We start from the raw sequence: 19,617 nt of genomic DNA, 5'->3' as shown, positions 1-19,617 counted from the left end.
CTTAACATCAAATGCGCAAATAGTTTCTTAAAATGCGCCCGTATTGCGGGCTTCTCAATTTTTTGATCGCAGAGCTTTCAATCTGGCGCACCCTTTCTCTCGTAACATTCAATTCCTTGCCGATTTCTTCTAAAGTTCGATCGCTTTCATCGTCTAAAAGCCCAAAACGCATGCGGATCACCGCTTTTTCTCGCTCATTCAACTGATCCAAAACGCTTTCAATTTGGGCTTTTAAATCTTCTCGCATGATGTGATCAATGGAACTAACGATATTTTTATCTTCCACGAAATCCCCAAATTTGCCGTCATCATCATTGCCGACTGGGGTTTCCAAACTGATAGGCTCTTTAGTAACCTTAATCACATTATTCACTTTATCTAACGAAAGCCCCACTTCTTCAGCCACCACTTCTAAATCAGGCTCTTTGCCGGTTTCTTGAATGTGTTTGCGCATGACTTTATTGATGCGATTGATCGTGTCAATCATGTGAATGGGGATGCGGATAGTGCGGGCTTGATCGGCTATGGCTCTGCTGATAGCTTGCTTGATCCACCAGGTCGCATAGGTAGAAAACTTGAAGCCCTTTTCATGCTCAAACTTATCCACTGCTTTCATCAAGCCGATATTGCCCTCTTGAATCAAATCCAAGAAGGGTAAGCCTCTGCTCGTGAATCGTTTAGCGATGCTCACCACCAACCTTAAATTGGATTTAGCCATTTTGTTTTTAGCACGATCGGAAATCAATTTCCCTCTTTTGATTTGCTCTAAAATTTCTTTTAGCTTGTTGGGGGCTAAATTAAAGCCCTCTTCGCTCGCTTCTTTAGTCAAAAAGAGTTTTTTGAGATCCATATACACGCTCACCATGGTCGCTTCTGGCACTTGAGCGACAATATCTTCTTTAGTCATGTTAGTGATATTGGCAAGGATTTTTTTATGGTTTGCGATCAGAGTGTCATTGAATAAGGGCAGTTTGTATTCCAAGCGTTTCAACTCTTTTTCAAACCCATCGCCGCTCTTTAAAGTGGTCTCCATCGTTTTGACTAATTCATTAATCAGTTTGCTAGTAGGCTCTAAATCATAGAGTCTGTCTTTGAGCGTTTGGCGTTTGTAAGCTAGGGTCAATGAACGCACCAATTCGTCTTCTTTTTCATCTATGGGGGCTTCAAGGGCTTTAAGCCATTCTTTTTTGGCCTTGTCTAGGGCTTTAAAACTCTCTTGGACCTTTTCAACGCGCTTCTTGTCTTTTTCAGAAACGACTTTTTTCCTTTCTTCGTTTTCTTCATCTTCTTCGCTGTCGTCATCTTTTTTAGAATCGCTCACGCTATTTTCATCGTCATCATCAAAGCTCCTGAAAAGCTCTTTAACCCTTCGTTCACGATTGATTAAAGCGTCTTTATACGCATAGATAAAATCAATCAAATACGGTACCGAGCAAATCGCGTCTAAAATAATGTCTTCGCCCAAGCGGATTTGCTTGCTCAATTCAATCTCTTCATCTTTGCTTAAAAGTTTTATATCCCCCATCTCACGCAAATACATGCGCACTGGGCTATCGCTCCTGCTCCACTCTAAAAAATCCTTTTCTTTCAAAAAATCATAGCCATCTTCTAATTCTTCATCTAAAACTTTTTGCTTTTCTTCGGTGTTTTTAATCTTGTCAATCGCATTGAGTTTTTTAGCGTATTCTGAAGAGCTGACCAATTTCTTTTGGTATTTTTGGCACAATTCTTTGATTTTTTTGACTTGGGCTAGAGTGGGGACTTTCGTGCTGATTTGAATGATGGACTCATAAGAAACGCAATCGCTTAAGGAATTAGTGAACAATTCTTCTAACGCTTCATTAAAACTAAGCTTTTTAACAGGAACGGGTTCTTTCGCTTTAGCTTCTTTGATTTTGTTTTCTTTGGTTTTATTTTCTTTAATTTTGCTCTCTTTGGCTTTATTGTTTTCCTTAGTTTTATTTTCTTGTGTGGCTTCTTGTGTGGCTTCTGCTTTGGCTTCCTGTTTAGCTCTTTTGGGGGCTTTTTCTTCGTTAGCTTTCTTTTTCATTGGACACTCCATAAAGTAAGAACCCATGCTTTCAATCAAAAGCTAGGTCCATAAGATTAAGATACACATAATCCTTTGTTATTTTACTAAAAAATAGCTTAAATTCTAATTATATTATTGGAATTTTTCCCCACTTTATTAAATATTCATCACAAAATGTAAAAAATACTAAAAAGCTTTTTACATTCCACCACTCCATTCCATAACTCTATAAAAACAAACTTAAAGCTTATCCACCATGCTTTTTAAGAATTTCGCTGAAGTTTGAGCGCTTTTTTCTAAAAATTCATCAAAACTCATACCGGCTTCTTCATCGGCGTTATCGCTAATGCTCCTTAGCACGCAGCATGGCACGCCAAATTTTTGGCACACAAACGCCACGCTCGCCCCCTCCATTTCCACTGCACTCGCTTTAAACTCGCTAACCAAAAACTCCTTCCTTTCTTTGCTATGGACAAACTGATCGCCTGATGCGATGACGCCTTCTTTGAGCGCGATATGTTGCTCATTAGCGATCTTTTTAGCTAAAGCGTTTAAACTTCCGCTCGTTTCAATAAAAATCGCGCTTTCGGGGATGAACCCTAAAGGGTGATCAAACGCGCTCAAATCCACATCATGTTGGACTAATTGGTTGGCCACTAACAAATCATTGATTTTTAAATCTTTAACCAAACTCCCAGCCACCCCGCTAAAAAGCACCTTTTGAACGCCAAACGCTAAAATCATGCTCGTTGTGGTTAAAGTGGAATGCACCTTGCCAATTTTGCTATAAGCGACAATGATTTCTTTATCATTATAAACGCCTTTGTGGAAAACATTCCCCCCTAAAGGGATCTCTTCAAAACCCACGCCAAACAATTCTAAAATAGGGGTTATTTCTTCTCTCATCGCCCCCAAAATGCCAATTTTTTGCACCATTTTCTCCCCATCACACGTATTCTTCTAAAAACTCAATGGCTTCATCAAGCCCTTTATTATCCCCCACGCTTATGGTGGGCTTGTTGCTTAAGCGCTTGTTAAGCCCTTTTAACACACTCCCACAGCCTAATTCAAAAAAGACATCCACTCGGTCATTATTGGATTTCACGCAGTCTTGATAACGCACCGGTTGAGTGAGTTGCAAGCTTAATAATTCAACGGCTTTTGCTTTGTTGTGATACGCTTCATTAGTCGCATTGGAGATGATTTCAAAATGGAATTTATCTTTCAGGCTTTTTTCTAGTAATTCCTGGAATTTAAAAATCATAGGCTCTAAAAAAGGGCAATGGCTCGCCACGCTCATTTCTAAAAAAACCACTCTTTTAGCCCCCATTTCCTTTAAAGTCGGCTCTAGGGCTTTCAAATCGTCTTTAACCCCGGCTAAAACCACTTGCATGCCGCCATTGAAATTCGCGCACCACACATTCTTGGTTCTTTGACACAAACTCAAAAGGCTTTCTTCAGAAACGCCCAAAACGACCATCATGGAAGCGTCTTTATTCGCGCACGCTTCTTGCATCATTTTGCCTCTTTGGTGCGTGAGTTTAAGGGCTTTTTCAAAATCTAACGCCCCACTCAAAGACACCGCACTCACTTCGCCGAGCGAATGCCCTAAAGCAAAAACGGGTTTTAACCCCCCATTTGCTTGCTTGTTGAGTAACTGATAAGCGATATAGCTCACTAAATAAATGGCAGGCTGGGTGTAAGCACTCTCTTTTAAAAGCTCGTTTTCTTCAAAAAGCGTTTTTTTCATATCCACTTTAAGCGCGTTAGAAGCCCTTTCAAACAATTCTTTAGCTAGGGTGTGGCTCTCATAGAACGATTTTCCCATTCCTATACATTGCGAGCCTTGCCCTGGAAATAATAGCGCGTATTGCATGGTGTTATCCTTTAAATTTTATTAATCCATAATTTAAAATTGTAATATAAAAGCCCTTAGTTTTGTTTAGAAACCATTAAAGTTTAAGGTTTATTTTAACTTATTTTTACTATAATTCTACTTTGTGAATGAGGACAGGTGGGTGAGTTGGCTGAAACCACATCCCTGCTAAGGATGCGTAGCCGTCAAGGTTACCGAGGGTTCGAATCCCTCCCTGTCCGCCAGCCTTTCTGCCTTTAAAAACTTTTTGTTTAGAATGTATTAACGAGAGACATATAGTTTCTAAGCATTCCTTTTACGACATTCCTTTTACAGATTTTACAAATACAGAATTTAGGTTGGGTGAAGAGAGACACCCAGCCTAAACCCTATCAATCCACTGCGGTATTTTCAAACATTTTGAGTATAATCGTTTCCACTACAATCACAAAAAAGAAAGAACATGACTTACAGAGAATTAGGTAAAAAAGTTTTAGAACAAGCAGGGAAGCCTTTGAGCAAGGAAGAAATTTTTGAGAAAGCTTGTGAAATGGGATTGGATAAAGAACGCAACGGCACAGGAAAAATACCTAGGAATAGTTTTGAAATAGCAATTCGTGAAGACAAGAAGCAATTTCATGTTGCACGCAAAGAAAAAGGAACCCATTACTATTGGCTCAAATCTCGTGAAAGAGAATTTCCTCCACAAAAAACCCTAGATGCCAAAGAAGAAGAAGATACAGAGAGTGAGTGTTCAGGCACAGCTGAAAAACAAAAAAACTCTTTTAATGAAAGGGATTTGCACCCACTGCTTGTGAAATTCCTTAATGAAGATCCAAATTTCAAGCTCCTATGCAAAACCATCAGCCATAGAGAATGTAAAAAAGGCGAAGGGGGCGAATGCAAGTGGAATTATCCTGACATCGTGGGCGTGTATTTTCCCTACAATAAATATAAAGAAGAAACTTTGAAATTTTTACACCATACCGGTCAAGAAAAACACAAGCTTTTTTCCTTTGAGCTTAAAAAAGAGCTTAGTTTTTCCAATTTAAAAGAAAGCTATTTTCAAGCGGTGAGCAATTCTACTTGGGCTAATGAGGGGTATTTAGTGGTTTTTGAGATTGAATATAAAGTTTTGGGCGAATTAAGGCGGCTCAACCAAAGCTTTGGTATAGGGGTCATCAAGCTGGAATCTGAGATTTCAAACTCCAAAATCTTGTTGCCAGCTAAAGAAAGGGAGGTTGATATACCCACACTTAACATGCTTGTAGAACGAAGTCCGGAGGATTTTAAGCCTTTTATGGCAAACATTAACAAGCAAATTGAAAAAGGACTTGATACGGCAATCGAGATAGAAGGTTTTGATGAAGTGCTTAATGATGAAGCAATGCAAAAATACATTAAAGATAAAGGCATTAAAGCAGAATAAAAAATGGGAGCGCCTTATCTTTCTTGTCCCATTTTTAAAAGCGAAGATAGGCTTTTCACCCTTTATCAAGGGGATTGTAATGAGGTTTTGCCCCAATTTGAAAATGCTTTTGATTTGATTTTTGCTGATCCGCCTTATTTCCTTTCTAATGACGGCTTAAGCATACAGAGCGGTAAAATCGTGAGCGTCAATAAAGGCGATTGGGATAAAGAAAATGGGATTAACGATATTGATGAGTTCAATTACCAGTGGATCAACAACGCCAAAAAGGCTTTAAAAAATACAGGGAGTCTTTTAATCAGTGGGACTTACCACAATATCTTTTCTTTGGGGCGTATTTTACAAAAATTGGATTTTAAGATTTTAAACCTCATCACCTGGCAAAAAACCAACCCTCCTCCCAATTTCAGCTGCCGTTATTTGACGCATTCAGCTGAGCAAATCATTTGGGCGAGAAAAAGCCGCAAACATAAGCATGTTTTTAACTATGAGGTTTTAAAAAAGATCAATAATGACAAGCAAATGCGCGATGTGTGGAGCTTCCCAGCGATCGCTCCTTGGGAAAAAACTAATGGCAAGCACCCCACTCAAAAACCCCTCGCTTTATTGGTGCGCTTGCTTTTAATGGCGAGCGATGAAAATTCCCTCATTGGCGATCCTTTTAGCGGGAGCTCTACCACAGGCATTGCAGCTAATCTTTTAAAAAGGCAATTTATCGGCATAGAAAAAGAAAGCGAGTTTGTCAAAATATCAATGGACAGGAAATTAGAATTAGACTCTCACTATAAAGAAATCCGATCTAAAATCAAAGATTTAAATCTTAAGTAAGCCTTTTTTAAGCCGCTTTAAGCGTTATACTTTTCGGATTTTACTTCAAAATGGGATTCTATTTTCACCCATTCCTTACAAAGGATATTTTCATGCCCAAAAAGCCAGTGTTTGGGGCCAATAATGATTTTTTCTGGATTTTTTATCAAATAAGCCGCCCACCAGCTATAAGTGCTATTAGCGATAATGCCATGCTGACAAGATTGCATGAGCAGCATATCCCAATACGCCTCTTCTTCTTTATTTCTAGTGGTCATGTCTATAAAAGGGTAGCCCAGATCAAGGTTTTGCGTGAATTCTAAGTCTTCGCAAAACACAAAAAGCTCCATGTTTGGCACGCGCTTTGCCATATACTCAAGCGCCTTTTTTTGATAATCAATACCAAGCTGACAGCCAATCCCCACATAATCCCCTCTTCTTATATGCACAAACACGCTGTTTTTAGCGGCTAAAATCAAAGAAAGCTTGCGGTGGTATTCTTCTTTTTTATTATTTTCTGGGGGAGGTAGGGTGAAGGTTTGCTTGATTAAAGGGGATATAGCGTCAAAATATCGTGGATCTTGGAAATAGCCAAAAAAATAAGTCAAGCGGCTTGATTTTAGTAATTTAGGCTCGTATTCAAAAACGATTTCTTGACTCACCCTATCAAGCCCCATGCATTTGAGCGCATCTCTTACTAGCTTGGGGAGGTGTTGCATTTTAGCCATAGCGATTTCTTTTTCACTCGCATAGGGCAAATCAATAGGGAAAAGTTCTAATTGCATTTTCCTATCACTCCCATCAAAAAAAGTAATATCCAATAGCACAGGCGTATTAAGGTGTTTTTGCAAACTTTTAGGAAAGCGTATTGAAACATTTGATTCCCAAGCCCCCCACAAATTTGTACCACCTTAAAAGCCATTCAATCCCTTTATATTTTCAAATGAAACGCCTATTTTAGCCAACTTTAAAGCCCTTTTTCAATAAAAGCCTAAAAAGCGGAATAACGCTTTCAAGTCATTTGAATTTTTTATTTGAAAAAGACGCACATGAGGGTTCTAGCAAGCGTTCTTGGTATTCTAAAAGAATCCTGTCTTCGCTATTGAGCGAGTAAGCTTCATCGTATTTGCGCTTGATGATGCCTTTTAAAATGGTGTGTTGGACCTGGTATTTATCTTCTTTAAGCATTTCATCGACTAAAGCGTAAAGCTGGATGTCTTGAATGAGTAAATCTGAAATTTTAACGCTCTCTTTATCAAACAATTCTTCATTAGTGCAATATTCATTCACTAAAATAAGCACCCGGTCATACACATCCGATGCGATTTTAGCGTTTAGAGTCCTATAAATGTAATCTTTGATTTTTTTGAGCTGCTCTTCTAAATCTTCACTGGCCTTGCTCGCTAAGGCTAGAATGCTTAAAATTTGAACTAGAGTCATCATTTTATGGCTTAAAGAGCGGGTGCGCCATTTAATGAGAAAACGCATGAAATAAGACATTTTGACAGAAAGGCTGCAAGGGAGGGTGTTTTTCTTGGTTTTTGGCATGCTTATTTTCTTTTAAAAAAGGATTTTGTGGTTTAATTATATAATTTTAAAACTAATTCTAGGAGTAAAGAGATGAAAACATTCAAAAAAGGCGTAATCTTAGACGCTAAAAGCGTGGGGTTGAAAGCTTTAGAAGTTTTAAAAGAAGTAGCGGATTTTGATTTTTATGAGATTACTTCGCCCAGTCAAATCGTTGAACGATCAATTGAAGCTGAAATTATGGTATTGAATAAAGTCGTTATCACTCAAGAGATTTTAATCCAATTGCCCAAACTCAAACTCATTTGCATCACCGCTACAGGCACGGATAATGTGGATATAAAAAGCGCGAAAGCTTTAGGCATAGAAGTCAAAAACGTGAGCGCTTATTCTACGGAATCTGTAGCCCAGCACACTTTAGCGTGCGCGTTGTCTTTGTTGGGGAGGATCAATTACTACGATCATTATTGCAAAAGCGGGGAATATAGTCAAAGCGACATTTTTACGCACATTAGCGGTATGAAAATGGGGCTTATTAAAGGGGGTCAATGGGGGGTTATTGGTTTAGGCGCAATCGGTAAAAGAGTCGCCAAACTCGCTCAAGCTTTCGGAGCAAAGGTGGTGTATTATTCCCCTAAAGATAAAAAAGAAGAGTATGAGCGCTTGAGTTTAGAGAAATTGCTTAAAACAAGCGATATTATCAGCATTCATGCCCCCTTAAATGAAAGCACGTGCGATTTAATCGCTCTCAAAGAATTGCAAAGCCTAAAAGAAGGGGCGATTTTAATCAATGTGGGGCGTGGGGGCATTGTGAATGAAAAGGATCTGGCTTTAACTTTAGAAACCAAAGATTTGTATTACGCGAGCGATGTGTTTGTGAAAGAGCCTTTTGAAAAAGATCATGCGTTTTTGAACCCAAAGATCCAAAATAAATTGCTTTTAACCCCCCATATCGCATGGGCGTATAGCGACAGTTTGAAAACCTTAGTAGAAAAAACCAAAGAAAATATCCGGGACTTTTTAGCTTCTCAAAAATAAACGCAAAAAAAAGGGGTTTAATTGTTGGGCTTTTCTCCCCTTTCACCATCAAGTAAAATCTAAAAAATGGGGTTCAATCGTTTTTAATGGTTATCAGACAATCCACTAGATTTAACCCATTAAGAAAAAAGCCTTTAAGGTGGATTGACTCCCAAAGGCTTTTATTAAAGGGGGCGATTACATCTTAGAAATATCAATTTTAAAGGTGTGGATTTCATCTTCTAAAAAGACTTTAACCACCACCACGCCCGGGGTTTTAAGGTTTTTGGTATCCACTACCACAAACCCTCCTCTAGCCTTACCTTCAACGTTAAGGGTATTGTTTTTAAGGTAATTGATCGCTAGGATTTTTAAAGCTTGGCGGCTTTCTTGCATGACTTCTTGCTCTTCTACATCATCCATCATCATCATGCCAAAGCCTGGCCCATACATGCCCATTCCCCCATACATCATGCCGTTATAAGCTAAAAAACTCCCTTGCCCGTAATAAAACATAGGTGGGGTGATCATATTGATATTATCAATAGGGGCGGTCGGCACGCTGATATTAAAGCTTTGTAAAATGCCCTCAAAATCAAAACTGGATTTCATCACCTGTCTCAGGCTTAAGACCGGTAAATTCGTTTGGTTGATAGACACCGAAATGGCTTTACGGCTAAACACCACAGGATTTCCCTCTATAACTTGCGCCGCTACATACAGCACTAAGGGGGATTCATTCAAACCTTTCAATTTGCTTTGAGCGATTTCTAGCTGGACTTTAGATTTGGCTTGCGTGGAAGTCATCACTTGAATCCCATTATTATAGGAAGTAACATGTTCAGGCGTGATCTTATAGCTCGCGCAACCACTTATCAGTAAGGCTATCGCTACTAAAACGATTTTTTTCATTCAAACTCCTTTCATTCAGTTTAATCTTCGTTTAGAATTTCCTTATTATAGTGTAGTTTGACTTAAAATTAAGATTTTATTAGGAATAAGGGCTTAAAAAAGATTTAATGTAGGCTTTCTAGCCACAAAAGGATAGAAGATTTGATCTCATTGAGTTTTAAAACCTCTTGGTGCTTGATTCCTCTTTCAAATAAATCATCAAGGCGCTGGCTATCTGGGGTGTTGTAGCTGTTTTTAAGCGTTTCTAGGGCGGTTTTGTCGTTATCGTTTTTCTTTTGCTCGTTTAGGGCTAAAAGGGTGGTTCTAGGGAATTTTTCATAAGAGGCGGTAGCAGAAACAAGGGTTTTTTCATTAGTTTTCAAGCTAGCGTTTAAAGCGGTGGCGGTGTGAGGGTCAATCAGGTATTGGTGCTCTGCATAAACTTCTTGGATTGTTTTCAAACAAGCTTCATCTGAGCAGCTCGCGCAAGAAAAATGCTCCTGTAAAAGGGCTAATTCTTTAGGCTTTAAGGCGTAAAATTTCTCTTCTTCTAAAGCTTGCATCAATTCTAGCGTGCGTTCAAACCCAAAGAGATCAAAAAGCGCTCTTTCCACGTTAGAGCTTTTTAAAATATCCATAGCCGGCGAGTAAGTTTGCTTTAAAGAACGATGGGTTAAATCGTAACGCCCTGTTTCTATAAACTCCCTTAAAACATCATTGCTGTTGGTTACAACCTTGATTTTAGCAATATTCAAGCCCATTTTTTTGGCATAAAACGCTCCTAATGCGTTCCCAAAATTACCGCTAGGTATGGCTAGGGTGATTTTTTCTTTAGAATTGATCGCGCCTTTTTTATACAATTCTAAAAAGCCCCAAATATGATAGACGATTTGAAAAGCGATGCGCCCAAAATTCACGGAATTAGCCACGCTTAATTTTAATTGGTGCATTTTTAGCGCTTCGTTAAAATCATCGTCTTTTAAAAGGTTTTTGAGCGCGTTTTGCGCATCATCAAAATCCCCACTGATCCCAAAGACTTTTAAATTGCTAGCGCTTTGGGTAACCATTTGGAGCTTTTGGACTAAACTCGTGCCGTCTTTGGGGTATAAACACACCACAAAAACATTAGGCATGCCCGCCAAACTTTCTAAAGTCGCAGGGCCGGTATCCCCACTTGTAGAAACGAGCATCAAATACTTTTCATTTTTTCCTACCGCTAGGTTAGAAAACAAGCTCGCTAAAGGCTGCAACGCCATGTCTTTAAACGCCAAGCTAGGCCCATGGTAGAGTTCTTGGACAAAAAGCCTTTCATTGAGCGCAAAAATAGGGGCTGGGTTTTTAGGGTTATCAAAATTTTCATAGCGTTTTAAAGCACTTGCTAGTAAATTTTTAGGGATTTCTAAATTTAAAAGCTCAAACACATGCTCTACTAATTCGCTATAGCTCATGCCCAAACAATCCTGCCATTCTAATGTTTCAAAATGCTCTAAAGTGTAAAGACCGCCTTTTGGAGCGTTGGGGTTTAATATTGCTTCAATAAAATCAATCTTTTTTTCTTTCAAAGAACGCGTGGGGACAAAAGGCATGATGATTCCTTCTTATATTTTAATTTCAAGTCGTAGCATACCCTAAAAGAGCGAATGTAACCTTAAAATGGTTTTTGATGAGAATGATTGATCGTCTTTTTAATCCAATTTAATTTTTGATTTATGCTTATAATACTATAATGCGGTTTAAAATTTTGCCGCAAATGGGCAAAAAATTTCATCATAGTAAGGTTGTTTTGTCTAAAGGTTTGAGTATCGGTAATAAAATCATATTGTGCGTGGCGTTGATTGTGATCGTGTGCGTGAGCATTTTAGGGGTGTCCTTAAACAGCAGGGTGAAAGAGATTTCAAAAGAAAGCGCTCTGCATTCTATGCAAGATAGTTTGCATTTTAAGGTTAAGGAAGTGCAAGGGGTTTTGGAAAACACTTATACGAGCATGGGCATTGTCAAAGAAATGCTCCCTAAAGACACCAAAAGAGAAATCAAAATCCGCTTGTTAAAAAACTTCATTTTAGCCAATTCGCATGTCGCTGGGGTGAGCCTGTTTTTTAAAGACAGAGAAGATTTAAGATTAACGCTTTTAAGGGATAACGATACGATTAAGTTGGTGGAAAATCCGTCATTGGGGAATAACCCTTTAGTGCAAAAAACGATGAAAAATAAAGAAATTTCTAAAAGCTTGCCTTATTATAGGAAAATGCCTAATGGGGCGGAAGTTTATGGGGTTGATGTTCTTTTACCTTTATTGAATGAAAACGCTCAAGAGGTTGTAGGGGCTTTGGTGATTTTCCTTTCTATTGACAGCTTCAGCAATGAAATCACTAAAAACAGGAGCGATTTGTTTTTAATTGGCGTTAAGGGTAAAGTGCTTTTGAGCGCGAATAAGAGTTTGCAAGACAAATCTATCGCAGAAATCTATAAGAGCGTGCCTAAAGCCACCAACGAAGTGCTGGCTATTTTAGAAAACGGCTCTAAAGCGACTTTAGAATACCTAGATCCCTTTAGCCATAAGGAAAATTTTTTAGCCGTTGAAACCTTTAAAATGCTAGGCAAAACAGAAAGTAAAGACAATCTCAATTGGATGATCGCTTTAATCATTGAAAAAGACAAGGTCTATGAGCAAGTAGGCTCGGTGCGTTTTATGGTGATCGTGGCGAGCGCTATCATGGTGTTAGCCTTGATTATAGCGATCACTCTCTTAATGCGAGCGATTGTGAGCAATCGTTTGGAAGTCGTTTCTAGCACCTTGTCTCATTTCTTTAAATTATTGAACAATCAAGCCCATTCTAGCGATATTAAATTGATTGAAGCGAAATCTAATGACGAATTAGGGCGCATGCAAACAGCGATCAATAAAAATATCTTGCAAACCCAAAAAACCATGCAAGAAGACAGGCAAGCCGTCCAAGACACCATTAAAGTGGTTTCAGACGTGAAAGCAGGGAATTTTGCGGTGCGCATCACGGCTGAGCCCGCAAGCCCTGATCTGAAAGAATTGAGAGATGCGCTAAACGGAATCATGGATTATTTGCAAGAAAGCGTAGGGACTCACATGCCAAGCATTTTCAAAATCTTTGAAAGCTATTCTGGTTTGGATTTTAGAGGCCGGATCCAAAACGCTTCGGGTAGGGTGGAATTGGTTACTAACGCTTTAGGGCAAGAAATCCAAAAAATGCTAGAAACTTCGTCTAATTTTGCCAAAGATTTAGCGAACGATAGCGCGAATTTAAAAGAATGCGTGCAAAATTTAGAAAAGGCTTCCAATTCCCAACACAAAAGCTTGATGGAAACTTCCAAAACGATAGAAAATATCACCACTTCCATTCAAGGCGTGAGCTCTCAAAGTGAAGCCATGATTGAACAAGGGCAAGACATTAAAAGCATTGTAGAAATCATCAGAGACATCGCTGATCAAACGAATCTATTAGCCCTAAACGCTGCTATTGAAGCCGCAAGAGCCGGCGAGCATGGCAGAGGCTTTGCGGTGGTGGCTGATGAAGTTAGGAAGCTCGCTGAAAGGACGCAAAAATCCCTCAGCGAGATTGAAGCCAATATCAATATTTTAGTTCAAAGCATTTCAGACACGAGCGAAAGCATTAAAAACCAGGTTAAAGAAGTAGAAGAAATCAACGCTTCTATTGAAGCCTTAAGATCGGTTATTGAGGGCAATTTAAAAATCGCTAGCGATTCGTTAGAAATCAGTCAAGAAATTGACAAAGTCTCTAACGATATTTTAGAAGACGTGAATAAAAAGCAGTTTTAATGCTCATTCATATTTGCTGCTCAGTGGATAACCTGTATTTTTTAAAAAAGGCTAAAGAGGCTTTTGTGGGTGAAAAAATTGTAGGGTTTTTTTATAACCCCAATATCCACCCTTATAGCGAATACTTGTTGCGTTTAGAAGACGTGAAACGCACTTGCGAAATGCTAGGAATTGAATTGCTTGAGGGCGATTATGAATTAGAAAAATTTTTAGACAAAGCTAAGGGTAAGGAATTGTTAGGGGAAAAAAGCGAGCGCTGTTTTGAGTGCTTTGATTTACGCTTAGAAGCGAGCGCATTAAAAGCCTTTGAATTAGGAGAAGAAAGATTCACCACCACCTTACTCACAAGCCCTAAAAAAGACCCTAACCAGCTCATCGCTAAGGGGCAGCATATCGCGCAAAGGCACAATTTGGAATTTGTTGTGTTTAGAAACGATAACTTTGAACATTTTAAGAGCGAGTTGGATTTAAATTTGCAAGCTTTGGCGAGAGAAAACGAGCTTTATCGGCAAAATTATTGCGGTTGCCAATTCGCTTTAAAAATCCAAAAAGAATCCCAAAACAGAAGCCCCTTTGAGCTTTATTCGCCTTTAAAACGCCAGATTTTACCCGCAAGTATTGAAGAAAGAACGCAAGTTTTTAGAACATTAGAAGCGGCTAAAAAGAATGGCAATAAACCTTTTTTAGCCCAAAAAACGATCGCAACTTACCGCTTATTAAATGGGGGCGTGTGGCTTTCTAAAAATTCAAACCCCTTGAATTGCTGTATTCTAGCGCGCTCTAAAAGTAAGGCTAAGGTTAGGATTAACGATTTAAGGTGGGTTTTTTCTCAGCGTTTAAGCGCGCTAGTGGGTTATAGCCAAAGAGATGAAACCTTGTTTTTAACTTTAGAAGGCCTTAATACTCTTATGGCAAAAAACTATGATAATTTAAAAGAGTTAAACCTTAACCCCTTGAATTATGAAGAAGAGTTGTCTTTAAGGGCGTTAGTGAGCGGGAGCGAGAGTATTAACCCTATTATCGTGCTAGAAGAACGCACAGAAAAAACCCTTTTTGTAGAAATTAAAAGCATTTTTCAAGAAGAAAAGGTGTTTTATTTGCTCTAAGCTAAATTTTAATGGAGCGATAAATTCTTGTAATGAAAAATCATTAAAGTTGGCTTTAGTTATCCATGCTTGATGAGAACAAAACCTAAAACAATATATCGTTTTAAAATATAGCGTTGCGTGTAAGTAGGGGTTGTATTCAGTCAAAACATGCAAGTAATTTAAAGTTAATTTAAGATAATTAGGCACAATAGCCGTAAAAAGTTTAAGGCTGTATTTGAAAACTCTATTTAGTATTTATCTCTTTTTATCGTTGAATTTACTCTTTTTAGAAGCTAAAGAGATCACTTGGTCTCAATTCTTGGAAAATTTTAAAAACAAGAATGAAGACGACAAACCCAAACCCCTAACTATTGAAAAAAACAATGAAAAACAGCAAATCCTAGACAAAAACCAGCAAATCTTAAAAAGGGCTTTGGAAAAAAGCCTTAAATTTTTCTTTATTTTTGGATACAACTATTCGCAAGCCACTTTTTCAACTTCTAACCAAACCTTGACTCTTGTAGCTAATAGCATAGGGTTTAATACCGCTACGGGCTTGGAGCATTTTTTAAGAAACCACCCTAAAGTCGGTTTTAGAATCTTTAGCGTCTATAACTATTTCCATTCTGTTTCGCTCTCTCAGCCTCAAATCCTAATGGTGCAAAATTACGGAGGCGCGTTAGATTTTTCTTGGATTTTTGTAGATAAAAATATTTATCGTTTTAGGAGTTATTTAGGAATCGCTTTAGAGCAAGGGGTGTTATTGGTGGATACAATTAAACCAGGTGCTATCACAACGATCATCCCAAGAACCAAAAAAACCTTTTTTCAAGCCCCTTTGCGTTTTGGTTTTATCGTGGATTTTATCGGCTATTTGTCCTTGCAATTAGGGATTGAAATGCCTTTAGTGAGGAATGTTTCCTACATTTACAACAACCATCAAGAAAGATTCAAACCACGATTTAACGCTAATCTTTCTTTAATCGTTTCGTTTTAGCCCCCTTTTCCCCTTTTAAATAGGCCCATGATTTTCCTAGGGTATTTTAAAAGCATGGAAAAAACATTCGCTTGAATGCCGTTTTCTTTACATGCTCTTATGTTTTCTTTATTCCTTAATAAAAGGCTTTTAAACCCGCTCGCGCTAACCCCACCGGTGCGCATCACCACTAACGCTTCTTTCAAATAAGAAAAGCTTATTTTTTGCACCACAAACAAGCGGATGATCATCTCAAAATCCGCTGAAATCTTATAATCGGTTTTGTATAAGCCGTAGCGTTCATAAATGGCTTTTTTGACAAAGAGCGTGGGGTGCGCTGGCACCACGCCATAAAGCAAGGTTTTAGGGCTAAACTCCCCGCTTTCATAATAACGCACCACTTTTTCTAAACGATCCGGTTTGACAAAAACCAGATCCGCATACACGCTATCGCAATTTTTCCTTTCAAACTCATGCACCACTTTTTCTATCACAAACTCATCTTTGTAAAAATCATCGCTATTCAATAAAGCGATAATATCCCCACTAGAACGCTTTATGCCCTTATTCATAGCGTCATAAATGCCCTTATCCTTTTCACTCATCACGTAAGCGATTTGATCTCTGTATTTTTGAATGATTTCTAAAGTGCTATCCGCGCTAGAGCCGTCTATAATGATGTATTCAATGTTTTTATAAGTTTGATGAAGCACAGAAAGAATGGTGTCTTCAATGGTTTTTTCGCTATTAAAACACGCCGTGATCACAGAAACTTTTAACAATCCAACCCTTTTTTGATAAACTCCTCTCTAATTTTTAGAATAAGAATGTACAGAATCTTGATAGCTATTTTACATAATCCTTGACATTAAAATAAGGTGGAATTGTGATTTGCCAAAACATCACCGCAACAAGAATTTATCCCTATTATACTGCAAAGCTAGTGGATCTGGACGCAAATCTAATTGTTCTGGCAAGAATATGGATTTACGATTAAGGTTGGCTAAAATTCCCTGTCTATCCACTATGCGATTTGATGATGAAGTGATTATAACCACTTCACCATCATTTTCATATCCAAAACTAAATAACCCATTATCAAACATTTTGTGCATCTCATAACTTAAAGCTATACCATTATTCACGGCAAAAGATCCACCGTCTCTATATGGGATAATATGCGCTGCTTCTAGCAAACATCTATTATCAATAAATAATGATTTGCCGGTTATGGCACATTTATAATCATAAGCCTCTAAAACATGTTCTCTAAATAGTTGTTGTTTTCCTACTGGTCTAAAACTATTTTTAGTATGATAAGAATATGAAATATTATTCATGCTAGCATTTAATATATCTACAAAATTAAAATCAACGATCACATTATGAGAATCATCCAACACCAAGGCTGTTATAAGAAAGTTGTAAATATATGAAACGGGTCTATTTAATTCTCTTTGCGTTTCCAAATTAAGATCTTTAAAAGCATCTTGATTGTATTGCATAAGTAAAACATCTTCTTTTGTTTGGGCTAAGATATTTTGCAAAAACTCTTTTTTTAAAATTTTTATATTGTAATTTCTCATATAATTTAAAAGCACCAAATATGGGCGAATGGAATCTGCAGTATCATAGTAGGATAAAATAAGTTGTAAAATTGACTTCTTATATTGCTTCCAATTAACAATAGATAAAAATAAGTCTTTAGGCGACAAAGAATCAATATTTTTTCTATCACTTTTTGATATATTTTCATCATAAACATTAACAGAAGAACGATCAAAGGCGTTTATTATTTGCTTCGCTTCTTTGGTTAGAACAAAATCATAATCACTTGGTTTATTATAATCTATAAGTCCTATTTTTCTCATATCGGGATATTTTGACTTATAGTTGGTAGAAATAAGGCTTGTGTTTAAATATTTTTTAGCACCAAGATGAATAAGTGTGGGCAATTCTATTCCTATAAGATTGGAAAGATTGTGCTTAAAATGTTTGAAAGAATCAAAAAATAAATCCGTACTATTCCTTTTATATCGCATATTAACATATTTCATCATTACCCCTTTTGCAAAACAATTATGCTCTCTCGTAAATAAAATTTAGCTTTAGAATCAATGATCTTCATCTGCTGACTAGATGTTTTAAGCTTCCTAGCAACAATAATTTCTTTGCATTTAAAGCCTAATTTTTGTGTCTCTTGTGCCAAGATTTCATCAGTTTGTATCGGTACTCCTTTATAGCAAGAATTTCCAACTACAATAAAGCAAAATCCTCCATCCTTAAGAACTTCAAAACAATTTTTTAAAACTTTTTGCATATCAAAAAAATAATTATTCAACATTGTCAAAGTGCTTGATTCTATACCTTTATTTTTAAGAATTTCTAATGTGTGATTGAGTGATATGTTCTCTATTTTATCTTGTTGTTTTAAAGCTGCATTTTTGTTGTTTCTTAGAGCAGATTTTTTAAGCTTTTTCCACTCTTCATAACTTTTTACAATTTTGCTACTCCATAACTCCATTTTGTAAATTTCAAAATAATCAAATAAATTTGCATATGGCGGAGATGTTAAAACACAATCAACTTTATCTTTTGGTTTATTGTCTATAGATGAGCAGTTCTTTAAACTTATAACCTTAGAATTTTTTATATCAAATTCTCTTTTCAACACAAATGCCCTTAATGTGAGTGCCTTAAGATAAACTTCTATATCTTTAATCTTGCTTTCTCTATACTTAATGCCATTACCATCTTTTTTAAAATTCAGCATTTTTTCCAAATTGCAAAATACTAGAAAACGCACAAAATGATAAATTTTTTCATCTAAATCTTTAAAAGATTCTATAAAATCCATGATGAGATCAAATCGCTTTTTATTAGTATATTTGCCAAAAGATTCCCATTGTGGAAATGGATATTCTCTATTGCTATCCATAAAATTACCGACATGTTTTTCTGCTTTTTTTAAGTTATTAGAATCCAATTTTTCTAATTTTGCTTTAGCGACATTTATGGCAAATGGTGAAGTGTCAAAACCATAGCAAACTTGCGTTTGTGTATTTAAAAAGCTAGAGCCAACACCACAAAATGGATCATAAACGCTCTCAATAGAACAACCAAAACGATGTTGCAAATGCTCTATAAGATAAGGGCTAAAGGCTTCTTTATAAGGAAAAACTTCATTTAAAGAGTCTAGTATATTATCACTATTGACTAAATTTGTTAGTGTTGTAGGGTAGCTTTTTATGATAGGGATAGCTTGAGAATCTGTGATTTTTTGTAATCTTTCAATAGCAATTTTGCAATATTTGCTTGATAACTCAATGCCAATAAACTGCCTATGTAATTGATCTGCCACATAAGTTGTCGTGCCCGTGCCATTAAAAGGATCTAACACAATATCATTTTGATAAGAATAAATTTTTAATAATCTCTCAATTAATTCTTCTGGGTAAGGTGCGGGATGTAAATTTTTTTTGGCATTGTTGCTAACACATAAAATATTTTCAAAGCCTTGATCACTATCTTTATCAAAATACCAAATATTTTTTGTCCATTCTTTAAACTCTTGGCTAGTAATATCTGCTAATCCTCTCTCATTTTTATGAGTTTTATTTTCCTTATAAAACACTAATATTGCTTCTCCTAAAGGTCTAAAAGACGGGCAAGAAGGGCTTTTCCAACTTCCCCAAGCTGTATTATTCCCTTGAAAGTGCTTAACATCTTTTCCCTTGTGCCAAGTTATAAGTTCAAACTCCTTAAAACCAATTTCATTCAAAATTTGTGTTATATAAATACTTAAAAATCTCACCTCCTTGCTATCTCTATTTTTTACCGCAAAAGGTACATTGACACAGATCCTCCCATCCTCTTTAAGCACACGGTAGCATTCTTTAAAAATATCGTGCATTGATTTGAGATAAGATTCAAAATTTAAATCATCATTATAATTTTCATATTTGTGTGCCACATTATACGGTGGCGAAGTAATAATAATGTCTACAAAATTATCTTCTATATGATTTTTTAGAATATATAAACTATCTCCATTTAGAATCTCTTGCAAACCTCTATTCATTTGAGTAGTATAGCATAACAATTATAACTTCATATAGGTTTTTATCATAGTTTGGTTGTCGCTTATGACCCTTCTTTAGTCTCACTTAAAAAATAAAATGATA

At 36.9% G+C, this 19,617-nt stretch carries 16 protein-coding genes and 1 tRNA gene; 7 read left to right on the top strand and 10 right to left on the bottom strand.

The window, feature by feature from the left end; genetic code table 11:
• Positions 1-7 precede the first annotated feature (7 nt).
• From rpoD to fabD, 3 genes are all read right to left on the bottom strand, one after another.
• Positions 8-2,077 carry an RNA polymerase sigma factor RpoD gene (gene rpoD, locus I6852_RS00165; protein ID WP_197291208.1) on the bottom strand — a complete coding sequence of 690 codons (2,070 nt, stop codon included), beginning with the start codon at positions 2,075-2,077 and terminating at the stop codon, positions 8-10.
• Between the two features lie 195 nt (positions 2,078-2,272).
• A complete protein-coding gene (locus I6852_RS00160) occupies positions 2,273-2,968 on the bottom strand; it encodes a 5'-methylthioadenosine/adenosylhomocysteine nucleosidase (protein WP_197291209.1) in 696 nt (231 codons plus the stop codon).
• A gap of 10 nt (positions 2,969-2,978) precedes the next feature.
• Positions 2,979-3,908, bottom strand: a complete 930-nt coding sequence (fabD, locus tag I6852_RS00155) for an ACP S-malonyltransferase (protein ID WP_001199005.1) — start codon at positions 3,906-3,908, stop codon at positions 2,979-2,981.
• Positions 3,909-4,040: 132 nt separating this feature from the next.
• Here fabD and I6852_RS00150 point away from each other — a divergent pair.
• From I6852_RS00150 to I6852_RS00140, 3 genes are all read left to right on the top strand, one after another.
• Positions 4,041-4,132: transfer RNA gene (locus I6852_RS00150), tRNA-Ser, on the top strand.
• Between the two features lie 218 nt (positions 4,133-4,350).
• Positions 4,351-5,316 (top strand): HTH domain-containing protein, encoded by a 966-nt coding sequence (locus I6852_RS00145; RefSeq protein ID WP_197291210.1) that lies wholly within the window; start codon positions 4,351-4,353, stop codon positions 5,314-5,316.
• A 3-nt stretch (positions 5,317-5,319) separates the two neighbouring features.
• Positions 5,320-6,144, top strand: coding sequence for a DNA-methyltransferase (locus tag I6852_RS00140; protein WP_197291211.1), 825 nt, complete (start codon positions 5,320-5,322; stop codon positions 6,142-6,144).
• A 17-nt stretch (positions 6,145-6,161) separates the two neighbouring features.
• Here I6852_RS00140 and I6852_RS00135 read toward each other — a convergent pair whose 3' ends face one another.
• Together I6852_RS00135 and I6852_RS00130 are read right to left on the bottom strand one after the other, a co-directional pair.
• A complete protein-coding gene (locus I6852_RS00135; RefSeq protein ID WP_231626079.1) occupies positions 6,162-6,800 on the bottom strand; it encodes an alpha-1,2-fucosyltransferase in 639 nt (212 codons plus the stop codon).
• Between the two features lie 340 nt (positions 6,801-7,140).
• Positions 7,141-7,671 carry a hypothetical protein gene (locus tag I6852_RS00130; RefSeq protein WP_197291212.1) on the bottom strand — a complete coding sequence of 177 codons (531 nt, stop codon included), beginning with the start codon at positions 7,669-7,671 and terminating at the stop codon, positions 7,141-7,143.
• 72 nt (positions 7,672-7,743) lie between these two features.
• Between I6852_RS00130 and I6852_RS00125 the strand changes: the two genes are divergently transcribed.
• Positions 7,744-8,688: a D-2-hydroxyacid dehydrogenase gene (locus I6852_RS00125; RefSeq protein ID WP_197291213.1), complete on the top strand. Its 945-nt coding sequence runs from the start codon at positions 7,744-7,746 to the stop codon at positions 8,686-8,688.
• Positions 8,689-8,865: 177 nt separating this feature from the next.
• On the opposite strand, the gene I6852_RS00120 is transcribed toward I6852_RS00125, so the two are convergent.
• Positions 8,866-9,579 carry a hypothetical protein gene (locus tag I6852_RS00120; protein WP_000725087.1) on the bottom strand — a complete coding sequence of 238 codons (714 nt, stop codon included), beginning with the start codon at positions 9,577-9,579 and terminating at the stop codon, positions 8,866-8,868.
• A gap of 104 nt (positions 9,580-9,683) precedes the next feature.
• Positions 9,684-11,144 (bottom strand): threonine synthase, encoded by a 1,461-nt coding sequence (thrC, locus tag I6852_RS00115; RefSeq protein ID WP_197291214.1) that lies wholly within the window; start codon positions 11,142-11,144, stop codon positions 9,684-9,686.
• 197 nt (positions 11,145-11,341) lie between these two features.
• Between thrC and tlpA the strand changes: the two genes are divergently transcribed.
• The 3 genes from tlpA to I6852_RS00100 all read left to right on the top strand — a co-directional run bounded on the left by tlpA (position 11,342) and on the right by I6852_RS00100 (position 15,454).
• Entirely contained in the window at positions 11,342-13,369 is a 2,028-nt protein-coding gene (gene tlpA / locus I6852_RS00110; protein ID WP_197291235.1) for a methyl-accepting chemotaxis protein TlpA, read from the top strand.
• The gene (locus tag I6852_RS00105) at positions 13,369-14,475 is read left to right on the top strand and encodes an epoxyqueuosine reductase QueH (RefSeq protein WP_197291215.1); all 1,107 of its coding nucleotides are present in this window, start codon (positions 13,369-13,371) and stop codon (positions 14,473-14,475) included. The genes tlpA and I6852_RS00105 overlap by 1 nt, the downstream gene beginning before the upstream one ends.
• A gap of 217 nt (positions 14,476-14,692) precedes the next feature.
• A complete protein-coding gene (locus I6852_RS00100; RefSeq protein ID WP_197291216.1) occupies positions 14,693-15,454 on the top strand; it encodes an outer membrane beta-barrel protein in 762 nt (253 codons plus the stop codon).
• Here the strand turns inward: I6852_RS00100 and I6852_RS00095 are convergent.
• The 3 genes from I6852_RS00095 to I6852_RS00085 form a co-directional block, all read right to left on the bottom strand.
• A complete protein-coding gene (locus tag I6852_RS00095; RefSeq protein WP_197291217.1) occupies positions 15,451-16,215 on the bottom strand; it encodes a glycosyltransferase family 2 protein in 765 nt (254 codons plus the stop codon). The two genes, I6852_RS00100 and I6852_RS00095, sit on opposite strands and share 4 nt — an antisense overlap.
• 120 nt (positions 16,216-16,335) lie before the next feature.
• Positions 16,336-17,493: an HNH endonuclease gene (locus tag I6852_RS00090; protein WP_025445337.1), complete on the bottom strand. Its 1,158-nt coding sequence runs from the start codon at positions 17,491-17,493 to the stop codon at positions 16,336-16,338.
• Positions 17,493-19,514, bottom strand: coding sequence for a DNA methyltransferase (locus tag I6852_RS00085; RefSeq protein ID WP_001875841.1), 2,022 nt, complete (start codon positions 19,512-19,514; stop codon positions 17,493-17,495). Before I6852_RS00085 ends, I6852_RS00090 begins: the two co-directional genes overlap by 1 nt.
• Positions 19,515-19,617 lie beyond the last annotated feature (103 nt).

Origin of the sequence: Helicobacter pylori (assembly GCF_015904775.1) — a bacterium.
In the GTDB taxonomy this organism is placed as follows: domain Bacteria; phylum Campylobacterota; class Campylobacteria; order Campylobacterales; family Helicobacteraceae; genus Helicobacter; species Helicobacter pylori_DM.
This window is presented reverse-complemented; position numbering and strand designations above follow the sequence as displayed.

Excerpts from the sequence above, each read along its gene's own strand:
- I6852_RS00135 (WP_231626079.1), bottom strand. The coding sequence starts at position 6,800 with ATGGGGCTTGATAGGGTGAGTCAAGAAATCGTTTTTGAATACGAGCCT.
- thrC (WP_197291214.1), bottom strand. The coding sequence starts at position 11,144 with ATGCCTTTTGTCCCCACGCGTTCTTTGAAAGAAAAAAAGATTGATTTT.
- I6852_RS00120 (WP_000725087.1), bottom strand. The coding sequence starts at position 9,579 with ATGAAAAAAATCGTTTTAGTAGCGATAGCCTTACTGATAAGTGGTTGC.
- I6852_RS00160 (WP_197291209.1), bottom strand. The coding sequence starts at position 2,968 with ATGGTGCAAAAAATTGGCATTTTGGGGGCGATGAGAGAAGAAATAACC.
- I6852_RS00085 (WP_001875841.1), bottom strand. The coding sequence starts at position 19,514 with ATGAATAGAGGTTTGCAAGAGATTCTAAATGGAGATAGTTTATATATT.
- I6852_RS00140 (WP_197291211.1), top strand. The coding sequence starts at position 5,320 with ATGGGAGCGCCTTATCTTTCTTGTCCCATTTTTAAAAGCGAAGATAGG.
- I6852_RS00125 (WP_197291213.1), top strand. The coding sequence starts at position 7,744 with ATGAAAACATTCAAAAAAGGCGTAATCTTAGACGCTAAAAGCGTGGGG.
- I6852_RS00090 (WP_025445337.1), bottom strand. The coding sequence starts at position 17,493 with ATGATGAAATATGTTAATATGCGATATAAAAGGAATAGTACGGATTTA.
- I6852_RS00130 (WP_197291212.1), bottom strand. The coding sequence starts at position 7,671 with ATGCCAAAAACCAAGAAAAACACCCTCCCTTGCAGCCTTTCTGTCAAA.
- I6852_RS00105 (WP_197291215.1), top strand. The coding sequence starts at position 13,369 with ATGCTCATTCATATTTGCTGCTCAGTGGATAACCTGTATTTTTTAAAA.
- rpoD (WP_197291208.1), bottom strand. The coding sequence starts at position 2,077 with ATGGGTTCTTACTTTATGGAGTGTCCAATGAAAAAGAAAGCTAACGAA.
- I6852_RS00145 (WP_197291210.1), top strand. The coding sequence starts at position 4,351 with ATGACTTACAGAGAATTAGGTAAAAAAGTTTTAGAACAAGCAGGGAAG.
- fabD (WP_001199005.1), bottom strand. The coding sequence starts at position 3,908 with ATGCAATACGCGCTATTATTTCCAGGGCAAGGCTCGCAATGTATAGGA.